We start from the raw sequence: 22896 nt of genomic DNA on the forward strand, positions 1-22896 counted from the left end.
TTTCCTACTGCAATCCCGGGAGGAGTGCGACGACCTGGTCAATGAGCCAGATCCCGATGAATGGTGTGAGCACGCCGCCCAGCCCCCAGATTCCGAGGTTGCGGCGAAGTAACGAGGACGCTGAAGCGGGGGTGTACGACACACCCTTCAAGGCGAGCGGGATCAGCGCGACGATAATCAGCGCGTTAAACACCACTGCAGAAACGATGGCCGACTGCGGTGAATGCAGGTGCATCACGTTGAGCTGTTCGAGGTGCGGCAGCTGCGCGGAGAACAACGCAGGCAGAATGGCGAAGTACTTCGCCAGGTCGTTGGCCAGAGAGAAGGTGGTCAGCGCGCCGCGGGTGATAAGCAGCTGCTTGCCGATACGCACGACGTCGATGAGCTTTGTCGGGTCCGAATCCAGATCGACCATGTTCGCGGCCTCCTTGGCCGCGGAGGTGCCAGTATTCATCGCCACGCCGACATCGGCCTGCGCGAGCGCCGGTGCGTCGTTCGTGCCATCGCCGGTCATCGCGACCATGCGCCCTTGTGCCTGCTCTTCCCGAATGCGGGCGAGTTTATCCTCTGGGGTAGCCTCGGCAATGTAGTCGTCCACGCCGGCCTCTTGTGCGATCGCGGCAGCCGTGAGCGGGTTATCGCCGGTGACCATCACCGTTTTAATGCCCATTGCGCGCAGTTCCGCGAAGCGCTCCGCCATGCCCGGCTTCACGACGTCGCTCAAGCGCACCACTGCCAGCACCCGCCGAGTCTCGTCCGCCTCTTCCACGGCAACAGGCAGCGGGGTCCCGCCTTCCTGCGCGATCTGGGTGATTGCCGCCTCAATCTCTTGCGGCCACTGGCCACCGGCCTCGGTGACCCAGCGGCGCACCGCGTCTCCTGCGCCCTTGCGCAGTTTGCGCCCGGCAAGGTCCAGGCCGGACATGCGAGTCGAAGCACTGAACGGGATGACCTCGGCGGTGCGTTCTTCCTCGCCTGCCCCGGAGGGCAGGTCGTAGTGCTCGGTCAGCCATGCGACAATCGAGCGCCCCTCGGGCGTTTCATCTGCGACCGAAGCCACGCGCGCGACGTTCGCTGCCTCGAGTTCATCGACGCCTTGCGCCACGATCAGGTCCGTTGCCTGACGGTTTCCGTAGGTGATGGTGCCCGTCTTATCTAGCAGCAGGGTCGCCACGTCACCGGCGGCTTCCACCGCGCGGCCCGAGGTGGCGAGCACGTTGTGGCGAACCAGGCGGTTCATCCCTGCGATGCCCACCGCAGAAAGCAGTGCCGCAATCGTCGTGGGGATCAGGCACACCAGCAGCGCGATCAGTGAGAGTGGGGACAGTTCAGCGCCAGTAAAAACACCCATTGGGGCAAGGGCGGTGACGGCGATGAGGAAAAGGATCGTCAGCGTAGACAACAGGATGCTCAACGCGATCTCGTTGGGTGTTTTCCTGCGCTCAGCCCCCTCCACCAGCGCGATCATGGTATCCACGAAGGTCGAGCCGGGCTCGGAGGTGATCGTGACAACGATGGAGTCGGACAACACGACGGTGCCGCCCGTCACTGCACAGCGATCGCCGCCCGCCTCGCGCACAACCGGGGCAGACTCACCAGTGATCGCAGATTCATCGACAGTGGCCGCGCCCTCGATCACATCACCGTCGCCGGGGATGGTCTCCCCCGCTTCAACCCGGACAATCGCGCCTCTTGTTAGCTCCGACGCCGGGACGACTTCGATGCCGTTGTCGGTCACGAGGTTCGCGGTGGCGTCGTCACGCACCGAGCGCAAACTGTCAGCCTGGGCCTTGCCGCGCCCCTCAGCGTAGGCTTCCGCAAACGCCGCGAACGCGATGGTAAACCACAGCCAAATCGTGATCACCCAGCCGTAGACACTCGGCGCAGCGATGGACCACATCGTGGTCAGCGCAGCGCCGACCCAGACGACGAACATCACAGGGTTCCGGGACTGCTCCAGCGGCGACATCTTCCGGGGCAGCGCCTGCAGCGCCGGGCCCACGAGACTGCTGTTGTCGTTGCGCTGCTTCTTTTTGGGTGTCAAAGTTTGGGTAGTCATGAGAGTGCCTCCGAAATGGGACCCAGGGTAAGAACGGGGAAGAACGTCAGCGCTGCGACCAGCACGATGACGCCAACCGTGAGCAAGGCGAAGGTGATGCCAGCCGTGGGCAAGCTCCCCGCGGTGGTTGCTTGGGCACGCTGCCCCGCAAGGCTGCCGGCCAGCGACAGCGCGAACACGATGGGCAAGAACCGGCCAAGCAGCATGACCACGCCAAGCGAGATCTGCCACCACGGTTCGGTCACCGTCAGCCCTGCGAAGGCGGAGCCGTTGTTGTTTGCCGCCGAGGTGAAGGCGTACAGCACTTCAGAGAGCGCGTGGGCGTTGTCAGGCGTGCCCGGCGCGCCAAAGTTCGTCGCGGACGCTTCAACCAGCGCACGCTGCGCAACCGACGCACCGACGCCGACCAGCACCAGTACCGGCATCGTCAGGATGTACAAGCTCACCGCGGAAATCTCCTGGCGGCCAATCTTGTTGCCCATGAACTCTGGAGTGCGACCGACCAGTAGCCCGCCGATGAACACTGCGAGCACAGCGACAATCACCAGGCCGTATAGACCGGTACCGACGCCACCCGGCGCGATTTCTCCCAACAGCATGTTGAGGATGAGCAGGCCGCCGCCGTGCGGCGAGTAACTGTCATGCATCGAGTCGACTGCACCCGTGGACGTCCCTGTCGTCGAGACCGCAAAGAGCGCGGACGCATCGATGCCGAGACGCTGCTCAATGCCCTCCATGTTGCTTCCGGCCGCAGTGGCGGCACCTCCCACCACGGTGTGCTGCGCCCACGCCACCAGCATGACCATCACTGCCCACAGACCACCGGCCACCCCAAGGAGGGTATAGGCGTGCTTGTGGGATTTGAGCATGACACCGTAGGCGCGGATGAAGCTGAAGGAGATCACGAGCAGTGCGAAGATCTCCACCATGTTGGTAAAGCCCGTGGGGTTTTCAAACGGGTGCGCAGAGTTCGCACCAAAGATACCGCCGCCGTTAGTGCCGAGAAGCTTGATTGCTTCCTGGCTTGCCACCGGCGCACGCGAAATATCGACGCCGGACGCGCTCACCAGATTGGACCCGAAGGTTTGCATCGTGCCGCCCAGGATGAGCACAGTGGAAATGACCAGTGATAGCGGCAGCAGGATGCGGACAAGGCTGCGCGTTAAATCCACCCAGAAGTTTCCGATCAGCTGCTGGCCGGACTGCTCAGCCACCGTGTCGCGGCTATACCCGAGGTGGCCAATGCCGCGGATGAGCGCGGCAGCCACAGACATGCCAACGGCTGCGGAGGCGAAGTTCTGTACCGTCAGGCCAAGCATCTGCGTTGCGTTGGTCAGCGTGTCTTCGCCGGAGTAGGACTGCCAGTTCGTGTTTGACACAAACGACGCTGCGGTGTTGAAGGCCATCCACGGCTCGACCGCCGTGTCGCGAGCGTTGCCGAAACTCGGCAGCACCGTTTGCAACCGCTGGACTAAGTAGAGCGCGAGCACGGAAGCGAGGCTGAATCCGAGGAGTGCACGCGCATAGTTTTTACTGCTGTGCCCCCGGCTGGGGTCGACGCGCAGGATTGCGTAAATACCGCGCTCTACCGCCCAATCCCGCTCGGATGTGTAGCTGCGCGCCATCCAACTGCCCAGGGGAACGTACGCGAGCACCAGCAGCGCTATAAGGACGAGGAATTGCGGCAGTACCGCCGCTATTGCGTGCATCATGCGAATCGCTCCGGATCAATGAGCGAAATGACAAGGTAGACCACGAGGAGTGCGACAACGATGAGCCCGACTGTCGCGGTTACGGTACTCATCATTTTCCTCTCCTGATCTCATTAACCAGGGAGGGGCAGCCGAGCGTAAGGAACACGACCACAATGACGAAAAGGTCCAGCATCAGGAAGAGTCCTCCATGTGAACATGTGTTGAAGCGATTGCCCGATACGTGCTGCGAATCAGGCGCCGGTGCGATTGCACCTGCCACAACTCACGTTATGGCTAGTCAGCGTCGCTTCCGCATGTTCTTTGCGCGATATTTACACCCCACCTGCCAAACTTTTACGTTTTCTTTACGCGCCCACTTCCACCCGTCGGGAGAAGCCGTGAAAAGAGTGCGGCCCCGCTCAGAAAGTTGAGCGGGGCCGCAAGACGTACGTGCGTTAGAGCCCTTCGATTTCCTTTCCGGAGGACAGGTACTCGGCCCAGTCGGTCACATCGGGGTTCTTGCGCAGCACGGCGCGACGCTGGCGCTCGGTAAGGCCGCCCCAGACGCCGAACTCCACCTTGTTGTCCAGCGCATCCGCGCAGCATTCCATCTGCACCGGGCAGCGGCGGCAGATGGCCGCAGCCTTGCGCTGTTCAGCGCCGCGAACGAAGAGCGCGTCCGGATCGCCGTTGCGGCAATGCGCCCTGGTCACCCATTCCCCGCGATCAAACATGAGGTTGCCGTCTGCGTCACACTTTCGCGCGGTGGTAGAGGCTGCGCGCAGTCCGGCGTGCAGTTCGTTGCGTCCGAGTGTTGTGGTCATGGCGGGCTCCTTTCGGGAGGGCGTTCGTGCATAATTCACACCTTGACGCAATTTATACTACGTCAAGCCTGTGCGGCACCCACATCGGCCTACCGTTACCTTGCTGCAGGTTCCCAATCGCGGCCCCGCAACCTGGCAAATAAGCTTCAGGAATGCTGTATGCATTTTGCACCTGTAAGTGTATTCACATACCCCCACCCCTGTCGAATGGGTCACATTTTTGGGGGGAGATATGTATTCACCCGCGGCACGCCGATCATTTAAGGTAAAGGCGTGTCTGCACTGAGTTCCTTAGGAAAAATTCTCGCCGCGCTCCTCGCCGCCGGCGTCGCAATCGCGCTCTGCCTGGCCCCCGTCGCGGGCATCGGCGGCATGGCTATTGCCCGCACCGACGAGACGATGCAGTCAAACCTCTCCGACATGTCGGGCGGCGAGGTGCCCGGCGTGACCACGGTGACGGACGTCAACGGCACACCCATGGCATGGATCTACAACCAGCGCCGCTACGAGGTGCCCAGCGAGAAGATCTCGCAGTATGCAAAGGACGCCCTGGTCTCTACCGAGGATCGCCGCTTCTACCAGCACGAGGGCGTCGACATGCAGGGCTTTGCCCGCGCGATGGTCACCAACGTGCTTGCCGGCGGCGTGGAGCAGGGCGCCTCCACGATTAACCAGCAGTACGTGAAGAACTACCTCTGGCTCGTGGACGCAAAGGACGACGAGGAAGCGCAGGCCGCGACTGAGCAGTCGATCCCCCGCAAACTGCGCGAGATGCGCATGGCCTCGGACCTAGACAAGACGCTGAGCAAGGACGAGATCCTCACGCGCTACCTCAACCTCGTCTCCTTTGGTAACCACGCGTTTGGCATCGAGGCCGCCGCGCGCACCTACTTCGACACCTCGGCGAAGGAACTCACCCCGGACCAGGCCGCGCTGCTCATCGGCCTGCTCCAGTCCGTGGAATACCTCAACCCCTACACCAACCCAGACGGGGCGACCGAGCGCCGCAACGTGGTGCTGAACAACATGGCCGCGCAGGGCTTCCTGGACCAGCACGAGGCCGACGTGCTGGCGGGCAAGCCGCTGGGCATCGTGGATACGCCGCGCACCCTCCCCCAGGGCTGCCTCACCGCGGGCGACAGCGGCTTCATGTGTGACTACGCGCTGCGCTACCTCGCCGACAAGGGCCTGCCCCTGGAGGAGCTTGAGCGCGGTTCCTACACCATCACCACTACCCTGGACCCTCAGGTGCAGGAGTCCACGGTGCAGGCGGCGCGCAACAACGTCAGCCCGTACACCAACGGCGTGGCCGAGGTGGTCAACGTGATCAAGCCGGGCGCGGATTCCCGTGACATCCTGGCCATGGCATCGTCGCGCTACTACGGCCTGGACCTGGAGCAGAGCCAGACCATCATGCCGCAGCCGACCTCCCTGGTGGGCAACGGCGCCGGCTCCGTGTTCAAGATCTTCACCGCCGCTGCCGCGCTGGAGCAGGGCTACGGTCTGGACACCATGTTGGAGACGCCCACCCGCGCCGTTGTCTACGGCATGGGCAAGGGCGGCGCCGCCAACTGCCCGCCCGACGCGTACTGCGTGGAGAACGCGGGCACGTACAAGCCGCGCCTTTCGCTTCGCGACGCCCTCGCGCAGTCCCCCAACACCACCTTCATCCAGCTCGTGCAGCAGGTCGGTGTGGCGCGCACCGTGGACATCGCCGTGCGCCTGGGGCTCCGCTCCTACCTGGACGAGGGCTCGTTTGGCGACGACCGCTCCGTCGCCCAGGCCGCCAAGGACGAGAACATGGGCGCCTTCGTCCTCGGCCCCACCGCCGTGAACGCGCTGGAGCTGTCCAACGTGGGCGCGTCGCTGGCCTCCAACGGCCGCTGGTGCGAGCCAAACCCGATCAGGTCCGTGCGCGACAAGCACGGCCAGGAGGTCTTCATCGACCGCCCCGCCTGCGAGCAGGCGATCGAACCCGACATCGCGAATGCGCTGGCGCAGGGCATGTCGGGCGACGCCGTGAACGGCACCGCGAAGGACGCCGCCGCCGCGGCCGGGTGGAACGCCCCGGTCGCCGCCAAGACCGGCACGACCGAGTCCCACCAGTCCTCCGCGTTCCTCGGGTTCACCCGCGGGATGGCGGCGGCGACCTACATCTTCAATGACGGCACCCAGACCACCCCGCTGTGCACCGGCCCAGTCCGCCAGTGCTCCTACGGCGACCTGTACGGCGGCAACGAGGCCGCCCGCACCTGGTTCCAAACCGCCTACGGCGTGCCCGGCGCGGCAGCGGCCGGCATCCCGGCCGCCAGCGGCGCCTTTGACAAGGGCACGAGGCGCGGGCCGATCGACGAGGTCGTCGGCTTGGACGCGAACACCGCGCGCGCCCGGCTCCAGGGCCTGGGCTACACGGTGACAGTCAACATGGTCGCCGGCGGCGGCGCGCCGTTCAACAGCGTCGTCTCCGCCGTCCCCGCGGATCCGAACCTTGCCCCCGGCAGCTTGGTCACCATCAACGCTTCTGATGGCTCGGGCGGCTCCGGCGGCGCCCCAGGCGCCGGAGGTGCAGGCGGTGCGGACGCAGCGGCCCCGGCGAACCCGTCGCCGGCCGCCCCCTCCGCCCCCGCACCGTCGGGCCCGGCGGCGCCCCAGGCGCCGGAGGCACCGGTCAACCTGGATGATATTGGCCGCCAGCTTGGCGACGCCGCCGACAACATCAACAACATCCTCGGCGGCAACGGCCAGCAGTAGGCGCGGTCAGCGCTTACTGGGAAAGGCGCGCCTTGACTGCCTCGGAGATGCGCTTGCCGTCGGCGCGGCCAGCGGCCTTGGCGGTCGCCTCCTTCATCACCTGGCCCATCTGGGCCATGGAGGTGGCGCCGGTGGCGGACACGGCGGCGTCGACAAGCTCCTTGAGCTCCGCATCATCCAGCTGCTTCGGCTGGTAGCCCTGCAGAATCTCCGCCTCGGCGAGCTCGGACTCCGCGAGATCCTCGCGGCCGTTCTGCGAGTAGATCTCCGCCGACTCGCGGCGCTTCTTCACCTCGCGGGCAATGATCTTCTGGATGTCCTCGTCGGTGACCTCGTGTTTAGACCCCTCGGTCTCCGCGGCCTGGATGGAGGCCAGCAGCATGCGGATCGTGCCGGTGCGCTCCTTCTCCTTCGCCTTCATGGCTTCCTTGAGGTCTGCGCGGATCTGATCTTTCAATGCACTCATAGGGCAAACGATACGCGACGCACCCCCACGACGGCGGGGGCACACTAAGGTTGGGCGGGTGAGCAAGCTGAAAACTATCGCAACGACCATCGGCGGCCTCGGCGCAGTCGGCATGGGCGCGCTGGCGTACGGCGCGAGCCAGACCTCCAACTTCCAGCTCAAGGAATACGAGCTGCCGCTGCTCGCGCCCGGCACGCTGCGCGGGAAGGACTCCTTCGACGTCCTTCACATCGCGGACCTGCACATGATCCCGGGGGCGAAGCGCAAAGTGGAGTTCGTCTCCTCCCTCGACGCGCTCGAGCCCGACCTGGTAATCAACACCGGCGACAACCTCTCGGACCTGCGCGGCGTGCCGTGGGTCCTCGACGCGCTCGGGCCGCTGCTCAACCGCCCCGGTGCGTTCGTCTTTGGCACCAACGACTACTGGGCGCCGAAGCCCGTCAACCCGTTCAAGTACCTGCTGGACCAGAAGCGCGAGCCGTCGTACGTGGACCTGCCGTGGGAGGGGATGCGCGCCGCGTTCATCGAGCGCGGCTGGCGCGACGCCACCCACCACCGCCTCGAGTTCAAGGTCGGCGACGTCCGACTCGCGCTCGCCGGTGTGGACGACCCGCACCACGACCTGGACCGTTACGAGGAGATCGCGGGAGCACCCAATGCGGACGCGGACCTGTCGATCGGCCTGTTGCACGCGCCTTATCGACGCGTCCTCGACCAATTCGAAACAGACGGCTACGACCTCGCGCTTGCCGGACACACGCACGGCGGGCAGATCTGTTTGCCGGGCGAGCGCGCCATCGTCACGAATGCGGACATCGACCGCGAGCGCGCCTCCGGCCTGCACCGCTACGGGAAGATGTGGATGGAGGTCTCCAACGGGCTCGGCACCTCCAAGTACGCGCCGGTGCGGCTGTTCTGCCCGCCGTCGGCGGCGCTGCTGCACATCACCGAACGAGCCGAGTAGGCACTTGACCTGCCGTTTTGGCCAAACGGCGACGCTGGGCTAAAGTATCCCAGGTACCGCTCAGCAGAGCAGTTACAACCGGGATATGGCGCAGCTTGGTAGCGCGCCTCGTTCGGGACGAGGAGGTCGCAGGTTCAAATCCTGTTATCCCGACGGTACTGAAACCCCGCCCAGCAGGGCGGGGTTTTGCTTTGCCTTGTTGGCGGGGTTGCGGTGTGTGGGGCTGGGGCCGGCCTGGGCTCCGCTGGGGCTCGGCCGGGGCGTGTTTGACGAGAACACGATGACAAACACGCAGACATTTACTCGCATCCTCGTCACCCTGCCCTCGTCATCTAGCCGAATAACACCAGAAGCCCCACGCACCCCGGCAGGCAACAGCCCCGTCCAGCCAAGCCCCACCGCCAGCGTTCGCCGTGCAAAAAGAGGACCCCGCCGGCCGCGCGAAGCGTCCTGGCGGGGTCCATCCCATCCCTAACCCATTTCACCCCAGTGGGGCGAAAGGAGACCACTCATTTCCAAGCCCCTATTACTTGGAATGAGCCAGCAAAGCGTAACACACGGTATGCACCTTTGCTTATCCGCGCCCCTTTGCGCCGGCGAACGACACCACAGCAAGGACGAGACCAGCGCACATGCCGGCCCAGAGCGCAGTGGTAGAGCCCCCGTTGCCGGCGGCAGACAGGCTCGCCGTCGTCCAGTGCATCGGGGTTGCGCCGGCGGCGTACTCCCAGACCTTGCCAACCGGTGCGGTGGATGCGGTCCTCCACAGCCAGCCGACCAGGCCGACTTGCGCCACGGCGAGGACGCCCGCGATGGGCAGGCCGACACGGGTACCGAGGGCAGCGCTCAGCACGTCGGTAAGCCCGGCGCTCGCGGCCACACCGACGACCAGGCCGAGCGCGAGCAGCCCGGCGGTCGCGGCGGTGAGCCCGCTGCCCAGGACCGCGACGAGGGCGCCGCCGGCCGCGGCGACAAACAGGCTGCCGAACCCGAGGATCCACCAGCGGCGGGCTGGGGCGAAGCGCGCGGCCGCGCCCGTGGCGGTGCCACCGAGCATGACCAGCGCCGCGATCAGCATCGCCGCGACCGGTGCGAGCGTGGACCGCGGCGCCGGAGCCTCGGAGGCACCAGCACCAGCACTAGAGCCAGCACCAGCCGCAGCCGGCATCGCCTTGCGGACGGCGGCGATCTGATCAGAGGTCTTGTTGGCCATGTCGTCGATCTTGGCCGCGCCCTCCTGCAGTTGCGTCACGCCGTCGGTGGCGCCGGAGGCTTGGTCGTTGAGCGTGGTCAGGCCGTTGGCAAGCTCGGCGGCTCCGTTGGTGGCCGAGTAGATGCCGTCGTGGTAGGCGTACCCGGGCACGGAGAGCTGGTTGGCCACGTCGCGCGATCCCTTGCGCAACTCCTCGAGCTGGCCCAGCATCTCGGGCGGCAGCTGGGCGGTCTCCGCCTGGCCGCGCAGCCCCTCGAGCGCTGTCCGTGCCTCCTTCACGTCCGGGTCCTTCGCGTCCTTGGTGGACTCCAGGGTGCGGTCGATGGTAGCCACGACCTGTCCGCGTACCGCGTCGAAGCCGGCGACCTGGTCGGCCACTCCCCCGATGGCGTCGGCGACCTGGGTGGCGCCGCCCGCCAGTTGGCCGGTGCCGGCCTGCAGCTGAACCATGCCGTTGGACAGCTCCTGCGAGCCGGTTTGGGCGGCGGCGATCGCGTTGATCAATTCCTGCGAGGAGGTGTCGAGTTGGGACACTCCGTCGACAAGCTGCCCGGTGCCCTGCGTAAGGAAGCCGGCCTGCGCGCTGGCCTCGCCGGCCGCCTTGCGAGCCTCCACCAACCCGTCCTGCCCGGGCGCCACAGCCGGGGCACCCGTGGCCTCATCGCCGGAGCGGGTCCACGTACTCGCGGGGCTGAGGGGCAGGAACACGCCGACAATGAGGACAAGGACGGCACAACAGAATCGCCATTTCATGCAACTCAATGTAACCCGAGTTACTGGCGTGACTGGGTTCGGCGCACCGAAAAGCGCTTTTCGACGCCCACGCGCAGCAGCACCATTAATAAGGTGGGATTCAGCGCTGTTGCAGATTCATCAAAACTGCCTGGTACCGTTTCAGGTGTTGTCGCCACGGCTGGGTGGCTCTGTGCGCGTGTGCGCTGCCCGGATCGGCTCACCGTGGCAGGCGCACACGAATTGGCCACCTATGTTTTGGAGAGGGTTCACCATGACACTCCCTGTCGTGCTCGCATTAGTTGCGGCGACAGTGATCCTGTCACCCATTCTCGTGCGCGCGATGGACCGCAAAGCCGGTTACCCGATCGCGCTGATCCTCGCGGCCGCCGCCGTCGTCCTTGGGCGAGAGTTCCCGGGCGTCGCCGACGGGCAGCCCCTTGAGTGGGAGGTGACTTGGGCCCGCGACATCCTCGGGGAAGGCAGCGCCGTATCGTTTGCGCTGCGCGCCGACGGGTTGAGCATCTTCTTCGCGCTGCTCGCCCTGGTCATCGGCACGGTCGTGATGGTGTACTCGGCCGCCTACCTGCCAAAGCGGGACGGCAACACGAGCTTCTACACCATCATGACGGCGTTTACGCTTTCGGTCCTGCTGCTCGTGCTGGCCAATGACACGGTGGTGCTCTTCATCGGCTGGGAGCTGGTGTCCATCGCCTCCTTCCTGCTCATCGCGCGCTCCGGGTCCGGCGGCGAGGCCGGGTCCTACCGCACGCTGATGCTCACGTTCTTTGGCGGGTTGACGCTGCTGGCGGCGTTGGCGGTGGCGTCGATAAGCACTGGCACCACGCGTCTGACGGAGGTGCTCGCGTCCGATGTGTGGCGCGAGAACCCGGGCCTGACCACCACCGTTGCCATCCTGGTGGCGGTGTCCGGCTTTACCAAGGCCGCGCAGTTCCCCTTCCACTTCTGGCTGCCGGAGGCGATGGCCGCGGCCACGCCGGTCTCCGCGTTCCTGCACGCCGCGGCCGTGGTGAAGGCCGGCATCTACCTGCTGCTGCGCTTCTCCACCATCTTTTCCGACGTCGCCGCGTGGAACTGGCTGCTGCTGGTAGTGGGCCTGGGCACCGCGATCATGAGCGCGCTGTTTGCCATCACCAAGACGGACCTCAAGCACCTGACCGCCTACTCGACCGTGTCCCACCTGGGCTGGATCGTCGCCGCCATCGGCGTGGGCACCCCGATCGCGCTGGCCGCCGCGCTCACGCACACGCTCGCGCACGCGCTGTTTAAGTCCTCGCTGTTCATGCTCATCGGCGTGGTGGACCACGAGGCGGGCTCGCGCGACATGCGCCGCCTGGGCAAGCTGTGGGACAAGATGCCGTTCACCTTCGCCTCCACCGTCAGCGCGGCCGCCTCCATGGCCGCGATCCCGCCGCTGTTCGGCTTCATCTCCAAGGAGTCCATCCTCGCCGCGTTCGAGGACACCGAGTACGGCATGGCGCTGCTGCTCATCGCCGGTTTCGCCGCGCTGCTCACCTTCATCTACTCCGCCAAGATCGTGTTCGGGGCGTTTTTCGACGGCCCGAAGGACATGAGCGGTGTCCACGAAGCGCCCGTCAGCCTCTGGCTGCCCGCCGCGCTGCCCGGCGCGATGTCGCTCGTCGTGCCCTTCCTACTCGGTTGGGTCGACGGCCCGCTCAACGCCGCGGTCCACACGATCACGGGCAACACCGAGTACCACTCCCACCTGGCGCTGTGGCACGGCGTGAACGCACCGTTCATCGTCTCCATGGCCGTGCTGGTCATCGGCATCGCGCTCGTCGCGTTCGCCCGCCGCAGCATGTTCGCCTCGGTGGAGAACAAGCAGCTGCTGCCCACCAGCGGCAACGACCTCCTCGCCGCCACCGTCTCCGGACTGGGCGCCGTGGGCAGGAGCCTGGGGCAGATGGCCAACGGCTTCAACCCGTCGCGCCACCTGCTGCCCATCCTCATCCTGGTGGTCCTGCTGGGGCTGACCACGCTCCTGGGCACCGACGGCGTCGACGGCATGCCGCTCGCACCGCGCGCCGAGGGCATCGACGTGTGGTGGGACCTCATCCCGTTCTCCATCATCGCCCTGTCCGTGGTGGGCATGGTACTCACCCGCTCCCGTCTCGCGTCCGCGGTCCTGCTGGGCACTGCGGGCGTGGGCATGTCGCTGCAGATGCTCATGCTGGGGGCGCCCGACGTGGCGCTCACCCAGTTCCTGGTGGAGTCGCTCACCGTCATCGTCATCATGGTGGTGCTGCGCTACCAGCCGCGCATGTTCCCGCAGACCAACAACCGGCGCAAGCTCTTCGCCGCCATCTTCGCGGTCATCGCCGGCGTGGTCGCATTCTTCGGCGTCTACGGGCTGCTCGGCCGCCACGACCGCTCGGACCTGGCACTCTGGTACCTCACCGAGGGCGGCGAGGCCACCGGGGCGGACAACATCGTCGCGGTGATCATCGTGGAGTTCCGTGGCTTTGATACCCTCGGCGAGCTTTCCGTGCTGGGCATGGCCGCCGTGGTGATCGCCGCGGTGACCCAGTCCATGCCGCGCCACATGTTCGAGGCGGGCACCCGCCCGCGCCCGTTCGGCCAGTCGCAGTTCAACTCGCTGCCCGTGCGCAAGGGCGCGGCCCTGGTCGTGCCGATCCTCGTCGTCCTGTCCGTGCTCATCTTCTTCCGCGGCCACACCGCGCCCGGCGGCGGCTTCGTCGCCGCCCTGGTACTGGCCACGGCGTTCGGCCTGAACTACCTGTCGCGCGGCGCGGACACCGAGGTGGTCAAGCCGTTCACCCCGATCGCGCTGACCGGCTGGGGCATCATCATCGCCATCAGCTCCGGCTTCCTCGGCTTCCTCGAGGGCGGCTTCATGTACGCCATCCACGGCGAGATCGCCGGGGAGCACATGACGACGTCGCTGATCTTCGACTTCGGCATCTACCTCGCCGTGCTCGGCATGGTCACCCAGGCCATCAACGCGCTGGGCGGCTACCTCCGCCCGGGCACCGAGCGCGACAACCTGGACTACACGCGAGACGAGCCAGAAAACCCGCTCCCGGACGTGCCAGCGCCGGAGGAGCCGGAGGACGCGGTGGACGCACACCCGGCCCCGCTCAACCCCGCCGACAACCCCAAGCCTATGCAGACAAAGGAGCTATAAACCATGGTCATGGCACTTTCTGTCGCAGTCCTCGTGGCCGGCGCCGTCTACCTCGTGATGCAGCGCGGCATGGTCCGCGTCGTCTTCGGGATGTCGCTGCTGGGCCACGCCTCCAACCTCACCCTGCTGGCCACGGGCGTCGGCGCCTGGCGCGGCGAGGCGTTCCCGTCGCGCACCGCGTTCGACGACCTCTCTGACCCGTTGCCGCAGGCGTTCGTCCTCACCGCCATCGTCATCGCGATGGCCACCACGACGATCATGCTCATGCTCGCGTCGCTGGGCAAGAACGATGACACCTTCGACGTGCCCAAGACGGTGGGCAAGTCCCGCGAGGGCGAGCAGTTCGACCCGAACCAGCTCTCCCCGTCCGCCCTGTCCACCGCCGGCCGCAACTCGCGCCTCAACCCGAAGAAGCTGGAGGCAAACAACTGATGTCAGTCGACGCGATCCTCCCCGTCTTTGTCGCCCTGCCCCTCATCGTCGCGGCTGTCACCGCGCTGAGCCCGAGCAAGGCGCTTAACGACGCCCTCTCGCTCCTCATCCCAGCCATCAACCTGGGACTCGGCGTGTGGCTCTACACTTACACCGCCTCCCACGGCACGATCTCCCACGTCATCGGCCTCTACCAAGGCGGCGTGGGCATCTCCTTCGCCGCCGACCAGTTCTCGGCCGTGATGATCGTGACCACCATGATCGTGGCGCTGACCGCCAACTGGTTCGCCATCGCCGCGGGCGAGACGCAGGCCCGGTTCTACACGCCACTCACCCTCGTGCTGGTCACCGGCGTCTCCGGCGCACTGCTCACCGCTGACCTGTTCAACTTCTTCGTCATGATCGAGGTCATGCTGCTGCCCTCCTACGGCCTGATCGCCATGACGGGTACGCGCAGCCGCCTGCTCTCCGCGCGCGCCTTCGTGCTGGTCAACCTGGCCGCATCCACGATGCTCGTGATGGGCGTTGGCTACCTCTACGGCGTCGCGGGCGCGGTGAACATCGCCGCCCTACGCGGCGCCGCGGCCGGCAACGGCCCGGTCACCGTGGCGATGGGCCTGGTGGTCATCGCCATCGCCGCCAAGGCGGGTGTCTTCCCGGTCCACACGTGGCTGCCCAGGACGTATCCGTCGTCAAGCGCTGCGGTGATGGGCCTCTTCTCGGGGCTGCACACTAAGGTGGCCGTGTACATGCTCTTCCGCATCTGGGTCGTCATCTTTGACATGGACCCGCGCTGGAACACCCTGATCATCGTGGTCATGGTGATCTCCATGCTCATCGGCGGCTTCGCGGGCCTGGGCGAACACACGATCCGCCGCGTGCTGGCCTACCAGATGGTCAACGGTATGCCGTTCATCCTCATCATGCTGGCGTTTACCAGCGCGGGTGCGGACGCGCGCTACGCGCTGGCCGCCGGCCTGATCTACACGCTGCACCACATGATCACCGTCGCCTCGCTCGTGCTCAACTCGGGCGCGATCGAGGAGACCTACGGCACCGGCGCTATCGGCAAGCTCTCCGGCCTGGCCCGGCGCGACCCCTTCACCGCGACCGTCTTCGCGGCCGGCGCTTTCTCCATCGTCGGCTTCCCGCCGTTCTCGGGCCTGTTTGGCAAGGTGACCATCACGATGGCCGCCGCCAGCGCGCACGACTGGCGCACCTGGGTGGTCATCGCCGCCATCATCATCGCCTCCTTCGGCGCGCTGCTGTCCATGATGCGCGTGTGGAAGGAAGTGTTCTGGGGCCGCCCGATGCAGCAGTACCCGGACGCGCTCAACGTGCGCTGGAAGTTCCTGCTTCCGTCGCTCGCGCTGATCGTGCTCTCGCTGGTGATGTTCATCGGCGCGGGCCAGCTGTGGGGCATCACCACCTCGGCTGTCGACGACCTCCTGGACGTCGACGCCTACTCCACCGCCGTTCTGGGCACCGACCCGATCGGCATCCCCGACCCCGACTCGCTGCAGGGAGGCCAGCACTAACATGGCACAGCAATCTGCACTGAAACACGTCGGCCACGCGATCGGATACGGCGCCTGGCTGATCAAGGAAATCTACGCCGCGGGCATCGACGCTACCGTCGCCGCCTTCAAACCAGACTCCGGCCTGCACCCCTGCGTGATCTTCTACCCCATGCGGGTGCGCACCGACTGGGAGCGCTTCTGGTTCTCCACGTCCATCACCGCCACCCCGGGCACGCTCTCGCTGGGGTTCCGCCACGCGGCGTCTGAGGGCGGGAGCGACCTGCTCATCGTGCAGGCCGCGTTTGGCGACGACCCCCTCGGCGTCATCGAGGACCTCGCCGACATGGAGGAACACCTCAAACCCTCGCTTAAGGACACGCCTCTCGACGCCTCCAAGGTCCTCTGGAAGCCCTACAAGCACTTGGGGCCCGACCTGGACCACGAGCACGCAGAGAACCTGCCCGCCGCAGAAAGGATGGACTAACCCATGTTCCAGACCATCATGACCGTCTGCATCGTCATCATGGCGCTGAGCCTCCTCGCGGGCCTGGCCAAGATCATCGTCACCACAGACGAGCTCTCCCGCTCGGTGCTGGCGGACCTTGTGTTCTACGCTATGGTCGCCATCTACCTGGTGTGGACCCTGTTCAACCAGAGCATGATCACCTACGAGATCGCCGTCCTGGCCGCCCTGGTCTGCGGCGTGATCCCCACCATTTCCATGGCCCGCATCATCTCGAGAGGACGCCGCTAATGAGCATCATCGAAATCATCGTCGCTGTCCTGGTCATCATCTCCACCATCTTCGTGGTGGCCACCGCCTCCCTGCAGCTGCGCGCCCCCGACGCGCTCACCCGCGCGAACTTGCTCGGCCCCCTTGTCTGCCTCGCCTTCCCGCTGCTGATCGTGGCGAACCTGCTGATGAGCTGGTCCGCCGAGGGATTCAGCATCAACGCCTTCATCCGCGCGATCCTGGCCATCGCCGGCGTGTGGATCATCGGTTCCGTCGGCTCCTTCGTCATCGGCCGCGCCATCCACGGCGTCACCGTGGTGGACCCGAAGGACAAGACCTCGCGCAACGTGCCGCAGTAGGCGCTACAGCCAGCCGCGTTCGCGGGCGATGGTGTACGCCTCGAAGCGGTTTTCCGCGCCGGTCTTCGCGATGCCGGAAGAGATGTAGTTCCGCGTGGTGCCGGTGGCCAGGTGCGCTGCGCTGGCGATCGCCTCGATAGACCCGCCCTGGCCCGCCAGTTCGAGCACCTCGGCCTCCCGCGCAGTCAGCGGCGATTCCCCGGCAGCAATCGTGGCGGCTGCCAGCTCCGGGTCGATGTAGCGTTTGCCTGCGTGCGCCGCACGGACCGCCGCAGCGAGCTCGCCGGCCGCGGCCGTTTTGGGCAAGATGCCGAGCACTTGAGAGTCGAGGGCCCGCCGGACAACGCTTGGCCGCGCGTGGCTGGTGACGACGACCACGTGGGCGTCGATAAGCGAGGCGACCTCAATGCCATCCGCCCCACCTTGCCCAAGCTGCAGGTCGGTGACCACTACATCCGGGCGCGCGGCGGCGGGCAGCGACCGCCACCACTCGAGGAATCCCGCGCCCGAGTAGGCGACGTGCACCACGTCAATGTCCTCCTCCAAGCCGATGAGCATGGCGAGGGAATCGGCCACCAGCGTTTCATCATCAATCAGCGCGACCCTGATCATGCGCCCACCTCCAGTCGCACGCGGAAGGATTCAGCTGTTCGCTCCACGCTTATCGACGCCCCATGCGCCGCCGCCCGCCGACGCAGCCCCTCCAGGCCCGTACCGCTCCCCTCTCCAGGGCGCGGATTGTTGTTCACCAAAGTGATCGCGTCCGGCTGCAGATCAATCGACACCGCCGTGGCCTGGGAATGGCGCAAGATGTTGGTCGTGGTCTCGCGCACGAACCACGCGGCGGTCACCCGCAGGTCCGGGCGCACGTCGTCGCTGGTTCCGGCCATGGAAACCTCGGCGCCGGCGCCGCCGAGCACCTGCTTCGCGCTTTCGAGCTCGGTGGCGAGGTCCGGGGTCCGATAGTTGTTCACCACGCTGCGCATATCGGCGGCTGCGCGCTGCGTGAGCTGGTGCAGCTCACGCAGTTCCTGGGGCACGCGCGGATCATCGCGCTCGGCGAGCGCGAGCGCAAGCTGCGACTTGATCGTCAGCGCCGCAAGATGTTGCCCCATGGTGTCGTGGAGATCCTGCGACATGCGCAGACGCTCCTCCGCGGCGGCGAGTTGCGACTCCAGACGGCGGGCTCGCTCCGTTTCAATGATCGCGCGGGAAAACCACGTGGTGAAGGGGACCGTGACCACGCACGCGATGCTGTACACCACAACGATCGCAGCGATCTCCACCGAGCCGAACAGGAATACGCTCGCGAGCGCGCACGCGAGGGCAAACGCCGTCCACATCCGCTGCTTGGCCATGAAGGGCAGGAAGGCAAGCTGGATGCTAAAGAACGCCGCCCCGACCGCGATCGCTGAGGCCGCCTTCCACTCCGCCGGGCCGAAGAGGAGCACCACCGCGCACACCGCCAAGACAAGAAGGTGGGCGAGCATCCCCCACCGCAGCCAGCCGCTGCTGTGCTCGCGCGTCTCCAGACGCAACTCTGGCCTGGTTTCCAGCACCACCGTCCCGACAAGACTCGCCAGCACCGCAATGCCCACGCCAACGAACGTCTCGGCGAGGGTTGCCCCCGAGCGCCTCACAATGACCGAGGAAAAGGTCCCGACGAACAGCCACAGCATCCCGATGAGCGACCAGCGGTTGAGCGTGAGGAACCGCGACGAGTACTTCGGTTCTGGTTGCTTCGCCGAGGTGCGGGGCGGTGTTTGCGTCATAGTGTGCTCCGAGCGTAGCAGTGGTCTCACACCTCGCGGTGCGTTTCCCAGCGCATGCGCCGATACCCCACCGAGATCAGCACCGCGGCCCACACCGCGAGCAGGAGCATCGGCGTTGCCGCGCCTGCCAGCAGCGAAGCGAACGAGCCTTCGCCGACCCAACCATCGCGAAAGACGTCGCTTGCCAGCACAAAGGGTGTCCGGTTGATGACGTTGGCAAGGGACTCCGGAAGGTACTCACGTATACCGGTCTGCGAGAAAATCACGAGCATCAGCACCGGCATCGACGTGATCTGCGCGCCTTCCGCGTTCTGGGTAAAACGACTGGTCAGCATGGCCAACCCGTGGGAGACCGCAACGCCGAGCAGCATCGCAATCACCATGATCAACGGGTTTTTCGGCCACACGTGGGGTACCGGCGGGTCAATCGGCAGCACCATGGACATGCTCGAAAACGCGACTACCACGATGACCGCCAGCACGAGGGTGAGCGCAGCAAGCGGGAGACAAATGGCAGTCAGAAGCTCCCAGTCGCGGGACTCGCCCGTGCGCAGACGCTTGAGCACCCCCTCGTCGCGCCTGGTCACCGCCATGGATAGCGCGGGATAGAACACGCCGAAGCTCAGCGCGAACAACACGAACACCTCAGATGCCGCCGCGGTCGACCCCACCGACTGGTCCCCGACCAACCACAGGAAGAGGGGCAACAGTAGTGGGAAAACGAGGCCGGCGAAGACAAGCAGCCGGTTGCGGGTGAACTGCAGCCACTCGGCGCGGCCGAGGGCCCGCAGCCTGCGCGCGGCGTGGTTCGTGGGGTTCATCGTGGTCGTGCTCATGCTACTTCGTCCTTTCGGGTGGTGTGGGTACGCTGCGTTGCTGCGACGCCGTGGAAGACTCGTTCCAAGTTCGCGGGCTGCGCTACAAATTGAGCCAGTACGAGGTTCCGCTCGCGCGCCCACTGCAGGATTGCGGAGGCGTCGTCCTGCAGCCTGGAGGTGTGCACCGATACTTTCGTGCCCTCGGAAATGTCGGTGCTGTGCACCAGCGCCCCGGGAAGGTTTGGCAGCGCAGGGGCTGATGTGCTGTGCAGTACGAACTCGATGGTGGAGGGCACCGTGCTCGCTAACTCCGTGGTCGTGCCCTCGACCTCGATGCGGCCGCCGTGCATAATCGCGATGCGGTCGCAGAGGAACTCGGCCTCTTCGAGGTAGTGCGTGGTCAACACGATCGTCACCCCACGGTCCTTCAGTCCGCGCAGCAGCTCCCACACGCGGCGGCGGGACTCAGGGTCGAGTCCGGTCGTCGGCTCATCTAAGAACACCACGTCCGGATTCCCCAGCAGCGCGCAGGCAAGGTCAAGGCGCCGCTGCTCGCCGCCTGACAGCGCCCCGACTGTCACCTCACGTTTATGCGTCAACTGAACGTCTGCCAGCACGTCGTCGATTGGCAGCGGGGCGGTGCACGTGCCCGCCCACATGGTCAACGTTTCCTCCACGGAAAGTGCGCGCGGCAGCCCACCGGACTGCAGCATGATGCCCGTGTGCGGACGGAGGCGTACCCGATCCGCCACCGGGTCCATCTCCAAGACGCGCACCTCGCCCGCGCTCGGTGCGGCGAGCCCCTCCAGGATTTCCAGCGTGGACGTCTTGCCCGCGCCGTTGGTGCCCAACAGGCCGTACACCTCGCCGCGAGCGACATGGAGGCTGATGCCGTCGACCGCGGTGAACTCACCGTACCGGCGTTGTAAATTATCTACTTCGATGACGTTTTCCATGACTTCTACCCTGCCGAGAATGCATCCCGGCTGGTAGAAGCGTTTGTCACCGATTGCACATGACAAAAGTCATGCCCGTTTAGTCTGCGGCCGCAGACTAAACGGGCATGTGGCTTACGCTGGCTTACGCAGCGAGAGAGGAACTACTTCTCCTGCTCAGCGCGCTTCTTGGCGAGGGACTCGCGGACCTTGGTCTCCAGGTCGGCGTCAACCTTGCCCCAGTAGGCGTAGACGCGCTCTTCCACGTCCTTGTTCTTAATCGCCATCATCTTGTTGGTGATGTTGTGCACGAATCGCTCCTTGGCCGCGTCGTCGAAGACGTCGCGGTAGAGCGTCGTGGCCTGGTCGAAGTCGTCGTCCTCGGCGTGCTTCACGTAGGCGTCGCGCACCAGGTCGGTGCCCTCCGGGTCCGGGTTGACGTAGAGGTTCTCGGCCTGGCCGTAGTCGGTGAAGTTGGAGGAGGAATCCTCGTTGTTGTCCAGGTAGCCGGTGCCCTTCTCGGTGCGGTTGGGCACGTAGTTCGGCTCGTTCTCCTCGTTAAAGAAGTACGCCATGCTGCCGCGCTCGGAGTAGGTGTTCACCTCGTTGAGCGGGCGGTTGACCGGCAGGTCCTTGTAGTTCGCGCCGATGCGGTAGCGCTGCTGGTCGGAGTATGCGAACACGCGGGCCTGCAGCATACGGTCCGGGGACAGGCCGACGCCGGGCACGAGGTTGGCCGGGTCGAGCGCGAGCTGCTCAATCTGGGCGTGGAAGTTCTTCGGGTTGCGGTTAAGCACGAAGTAGCCGACGGGGATGAGCGGGTAGTCCTTCTGCGACCAGACCTTGGTCAGGTCGAACGGGTTGAAGCGGTAGTCCTTTGCCTCCTCGAACGGCATGATCTGGACCTTCACGTCCCAGATCGGGTAGTCACCGTCTGCGATGGCGTTGAAGAGGTCCTCGCGCTGGAAGTCCGGGTCGGTGCCGGCCTTCTCGGTGGCCTCCTCGTCGGTGAAGCACTCCCAGCCCTGGCGGGTCTTGAAGTGGTACTTCACCCACACCGGGGTGCCTTCCTCGTTGATCCACTGGAAGGTGTGGGAGCCGAAGCCGTCCTGGTGGCGGGAGGTCTTCGGGGTGCCGCGGTCGCCCAGCAGGTAGGTCACCTGGTGCGCGGACTCAGGCGTGCGGGTCCAGAAGTCCCACTGCATCTCGTCGTCGCGCAGGCCGGAGTTGGGCTGACGCTTCTGAGAGTGGATGAAGTCGGCGAACTTCAGCCCATCGCGCATGAAGAACGTCGGAGTGTTGTTGCCCACGATGTCGTAGTTGCCGTCCTCGGTGTAGAAGCGCAGCGCAAAGCCGTGGACGTCGCGCCAGGTGTCCGGGGAGCCGGCCTCACCGGCGACGGTGGAAAAGCGCGCCGCCATCGGGGTCACGGTGCCGGGCTGGAACAGCTTGGCCTTGGTGTACTTGGACACGTCCTCGGTGATGTGCAGCTCACCGAAGGCGCCGTGGCCCTTCGCGTGCGGGATGCGCTCCGGCACGTTTTCCCGGTTGAAGTGGGCCAGCTTCTCAATCAGGTGGACGTCGTTAAGCACATTGGCCCCACGACGACCCTGGACGATCGACAGGTGCTCCGAGGCGACCGGCTGCCCACTCAACTCGGTGGTGCGGCCGTTGCCCGCGGGGCGCTCGCCCTTGGCAACGATGTCTTCTGCCTTGCTCTTCTCAGCCATTGGTGGCTCCTCCTTGACTGTCGCTAGCACGTACCCTGCCAAGCCTAGGGAATTTCGCGCGCGCTGGTAGCCTAAGCATTCGTGAGCAGCACTGACGACGCCTACGTCACCGACCTCGCGCTCAAAGCAGGTCGCGGTGACAAGGCCGCGCTGACTCAATTTATCGCCGCCACGCAAGACGACGTGTGGCGGCTACTCGCCCACCTCGCCGGCGCCGAGCACGCTGACGACCTCGCCCAGGAGACGTACCTGCGCGTCCTCGGCTCACTCCCTCGGTTCAAGGCACGCTCGTCGGCACGCACCTGGCTGCTCTCGCTCGCGCGTCGGGCGTGGGTCGACTCGGTGCGCCACGACATGGCGCGGCCACGCAAATCGGCCGCCGAGTACGACGAAGTGGCCGCGCAGGAAGCCAGCCCCGATGATGCGAACGCCTGGTCAGAGGCTATCGACGCCCGCCTCCTCCTCGACAGCCTCCGCCCCGAGCGCCGCGAAGCCCTCGTGCTGACCCAAGTCCTGGGCTACACCTACGAGGAAGCCGCGGAGATCACCGGCGTGCGCGTGGGCACAATCCGCTCCCGCGTCGCGCGCGCGAGGCGTGACCTCATTCACCACACCAAGGCGGAATAAGCGAAGTCACACACGGTGAGCTAGGTCACGCTACACTTGTGTGCGGAAATCACACGAACATTCTTGAAAGTAGTGAGCCT

General features: G+C 65.8%; 20 protein-coding genes and 1 tRNA gene. 10 read left to right on the forward strand and 11 right to left on the reverse strand.

The window, feature by feature from the left end:
• Positions 1-4: 4 nt before the first annotated feature.
• The 4 genes from kdpB to EAW56_RS08305 form a co-directional block, all read right to left on the reverse strand.
• Complete coding sequence (gene kdpB, locus EAW56_RS08290; protein WP_122086082.1) at positions 5-2059, reverse strand: potassium-transporting ATPase subunit KdpB; 2055 nt, start codon at positions 2057-2059, stop codon at positions 5-7.
• Positions 2056-3771 (reverse strand): potassium-transporting ATPase subunit KdpA, encoded by a 1716-nt coding sequence (gene kdpA, locus EAW56_RS08295; protein WP_122086084.1) that lies wholly within the window; start codon positions 3769-3771, stop codon positions 2056-2058. Before kdpA ends, kdpB begins: the two co-directional genes overlap by 4 nt.
• The gene (gene kdpF, locus EAW56_RS08300) at positions 3768-3866 is read right to left on the reverse strand and encodes a K(+)-transporting ATPase subunit F (RefSeq protein WP_095275207.1); all 99 of its coding nucleotides are present in this window, start codon (positions 3864-3866) and stop codon (positions 3768-3770) included. The genes kdpA and kdpF overlap by 4 nt, the downstream gene beginning before the upstream one ends.
• 342 nt (positions 3867-4208) lie before the next feature.
• Positions 4209-4487, reverse strand: coding sequence for a WhiB family transcriptional regulator (locus EAW56_RS08305; protein ID WP_095275337.1), 279 nt, complete (start codon positions 4485-4487; stop codon positions 4209-4211).
• Positions 4488-4850: 363 nt separating this feature from the next.
• Between EAW56_RS08305 and EAW56_RS08310 the strand changes: the two genes are divergently transcribed.
• Positions 4851-7328 (forward strand): transglycosylase domain-containing protein, encoded by a 2478-nt coding sequence (locus tag EAW56_RS08310; RefSeq protein ID WP_122086086.1) that lies wholly within the window; start codon positions 4851-4853, stop codon positions 7326-7328.
• 13 nt (positions 7329-7341) lie between these two features.
• Here EAW56_RS08310 and EAW56_RS08315 read toward each other — a convergent pair whose 3' ends face one another.
• Positions 7342-7794: a GatB/YqeY domain-containing protein gene (locus tag EAW56_RS08315; RefSeq protein WP_095538153.1), complete on the reverse strand. Its 453-nt coding sequence runs from the start codon at positions 7792-7794 to the stop codon at positions 7342-7344.
• A gap of 112 nt (positions 7795-7906) precedes the next feature.
• Between EAW56_RS08315 and EAW56_RS08320 the strand changes: the two genes are divergently transcribed.
• Together EAW56_RS08320 and EAW56_RS08325 are read left to right on the forward strand one after the other, a co-directional pair.
• A complete protein-coding gene (locus tag EAW56_RS08320; protein WP_244213392.1) occupies positions 7907-8758 on the forward strand; it encodes a metallophosphoesterase in 852 nt (283 codons plus the stop codon).
• 79 nt (positions 8759-8837) lie between these two features.
• Positions 8838-8911: transfer RNA gene (locus EAW56_RS08325), tRNA-Pro, on the forward strand.
• 421 nt (positions 8912-9332) lie between these two features.
• Here EAW56_RS08325 and EAW56_RS08330 read toward each other — a convergent pair.
• Positions 9333-10724, reverse strand: a complete 1392-nt coding sequence (locus EAW56_RS08330) for a hypothetical protein (RefSeq protein ID WP_095535925.1) — start codon at positions 10722-10724, stop codon at positions 9333-9335.
• A 253-nt stretch (positions 10725-10977) separates the two neighbouring features.
• On the opposite strand from EAW56_RS08330, the gene EAW56_RS08335 reads away from it, so the two are divergent.
• Genes EAW56_RS08335 through EAW56_RS08360 form a run of 6 tightly spaced genes read left to right on the forward strand, consistent with a single transcriptional unit; the run spans position 10978 to position 16934 of the window.
• Positions 10978-13890, forward strand: coding sequence for a DUF4040 family protein (locus EAW56_RS08335; RefSeq protein ID WP_122086087.1), 2913 nt, complete (start codon positions 10978-10980; stop codon positions 13888-13890).
• A gap of 3 nt (positions 13891-13893) precedes the next feature.
• Positions 13894-14322, forward strand: coding sequence for a cation:proton antiporter subunit C (locus EAW56_RS08340; protein ID WP_095275212.1), 429 nt, complete (start codon positions 13894-13896; stop codon positions 14320-14322).
• Entirely contained in the window at positions 14322-15860 is a 1539-nt protein-coding gene (locus tag EAW56_RS08345; RefSeq protein WP_122086089.1) for a monovalent cation/H+ antiporter subunit D family protein, read from the forward strand. The genes EAW56_RS08340 and EAW56_RS08345 overlap by 1 nt, the downstream gene beginning before the upstream one ends.
• Position 15861: 1 nt before the next feature.
• Complete coding sequence (locus EAW56_RS08350) at positions 15862-16326, forward strand: monovalent cation/H+ antiporter subunit E (RefSeq protein ID WP_122086090.1); 465 nt, start codon at positions 15862-15864, stop codon at positions 16324-16326.
• A gap of 3 nt (positions 16327-16329) precedes the next feature.
• Positions 16330-16596 (forward strand): cation:proton antiporter, encoded by a 267-nt coding sequence (locus EAW56_RS08355; protein ID WP_095554533.1) that lies wholly within the window; start codon positions 16330-16332, stop codon positions 16594-16596.
• Complete coding sequence (locus tag EAW56_RS08360) at positions 16596-16934, forward strand: Na+/H+ antiporter subunit G (RefSeq protein WP_095546852.1); 339 nt, start codon at positions 16596-16598, stop codon at positions 16932-16934. The genes EAW56_RS08355 and EAW56_RS08360 overlap by 1 nt, the downstream gene beginning before the upstream one ends.
• A 3-nt stretch (positions 16935-16937) precedes the next feature.
• Here the strand turns inward: EAW56_RS08360 and EAW56_RS08365 are convergent, their stop codons facing one another.
• The 5 genes from EAW56_RS08365 to EAW56_RS08385 form a co-directional block, all read right to left on the reverse strand.
• Positions 16938-17546 (reverse strand): response regulator transcription factor, encoded by a 609-nt coding sequence (locus EAW56_RS08365; RefSeq protein WP_095554532.1) that lies wholly within the window; start codon positions 17544-17546, stop codon positions 16938-16940.
• The gene (locus EAW56_RS08370; RefSeq protein WP_122086092.1) at positions 17543-18706 is read right to left on the reverse strand and encodes a sensor histidine kinase; all 1164 of its coding nucleotides are present in this window, start codon (positions 18704-18706) and stop codon (positions 17543-17545) included. The genes EAW56_RS08365 and EAW56_RS08370 overlap by 4 nt, the downstream gene beginning before the upstream one ends.
• Positions 18707-18732: 26 nt before the next feature.
• Complete coding sequence (locus tag EAW56_RS08375) at positions 18733-19542, reverse strand: ABC transporter permease (protein WP_095275219.1); 810 nt, start codon at positions 19540-19542, stop codon at positions 18733-18735.
• Entirely contained in the window at positions 19539-20480 is a 942-nt protein-coding gene (locus tag EAW56_RS08380) for an ABC transporter ATP-binding protein (protein ID WP_122086093.1), read from the reverse strand. Before EAW56_RS08380 ends, EAW56_RS08375 begins: the two co-directional genes overlap by 4 nt.
• A 143-nt stretch (positions 20481-20623) precedes the next feature.
• Positions 20624-22189: a catalase gene (locus EAW56_RS08385; RefSeq protein ID WP_122086095.1), complete on the reverse strand. Its 1566-nt coding sequence runs from the start codon at positions 22187-22189 to the stop codon at positions 20624-20626.
• 81 nt (positions 22190-22270) lie between these two features.
• On the opposite strand from EAW56_RS08385, the gene EAW56_RS08390 reads away from it, so the two are divergent.
• Positions 22271-22816 carry an RNA polymerase sigma factor gene (locus EAW56_RS08390; RefSeq protein WP_122086096.1) on the forward strand — a complete coding sequence of 182 codons (546 nt, stop codon included), beginning with the start codon at positions 22271-22273 and terminating at the stop codon, positions 22814-22816.
• Positions 22817-22896 lie beyond the last annotated feature (80 nt).

The organism is Corynebacterium gottingense, assembly GCF_003693265.1.
GTDB classification, from domain to species: Bacteria; Actinomycetota; Actinomycetes; order Mycobacteriales; family Mycobacteriaceae; genus Corynebacterium; species Corynebacterium gottingense.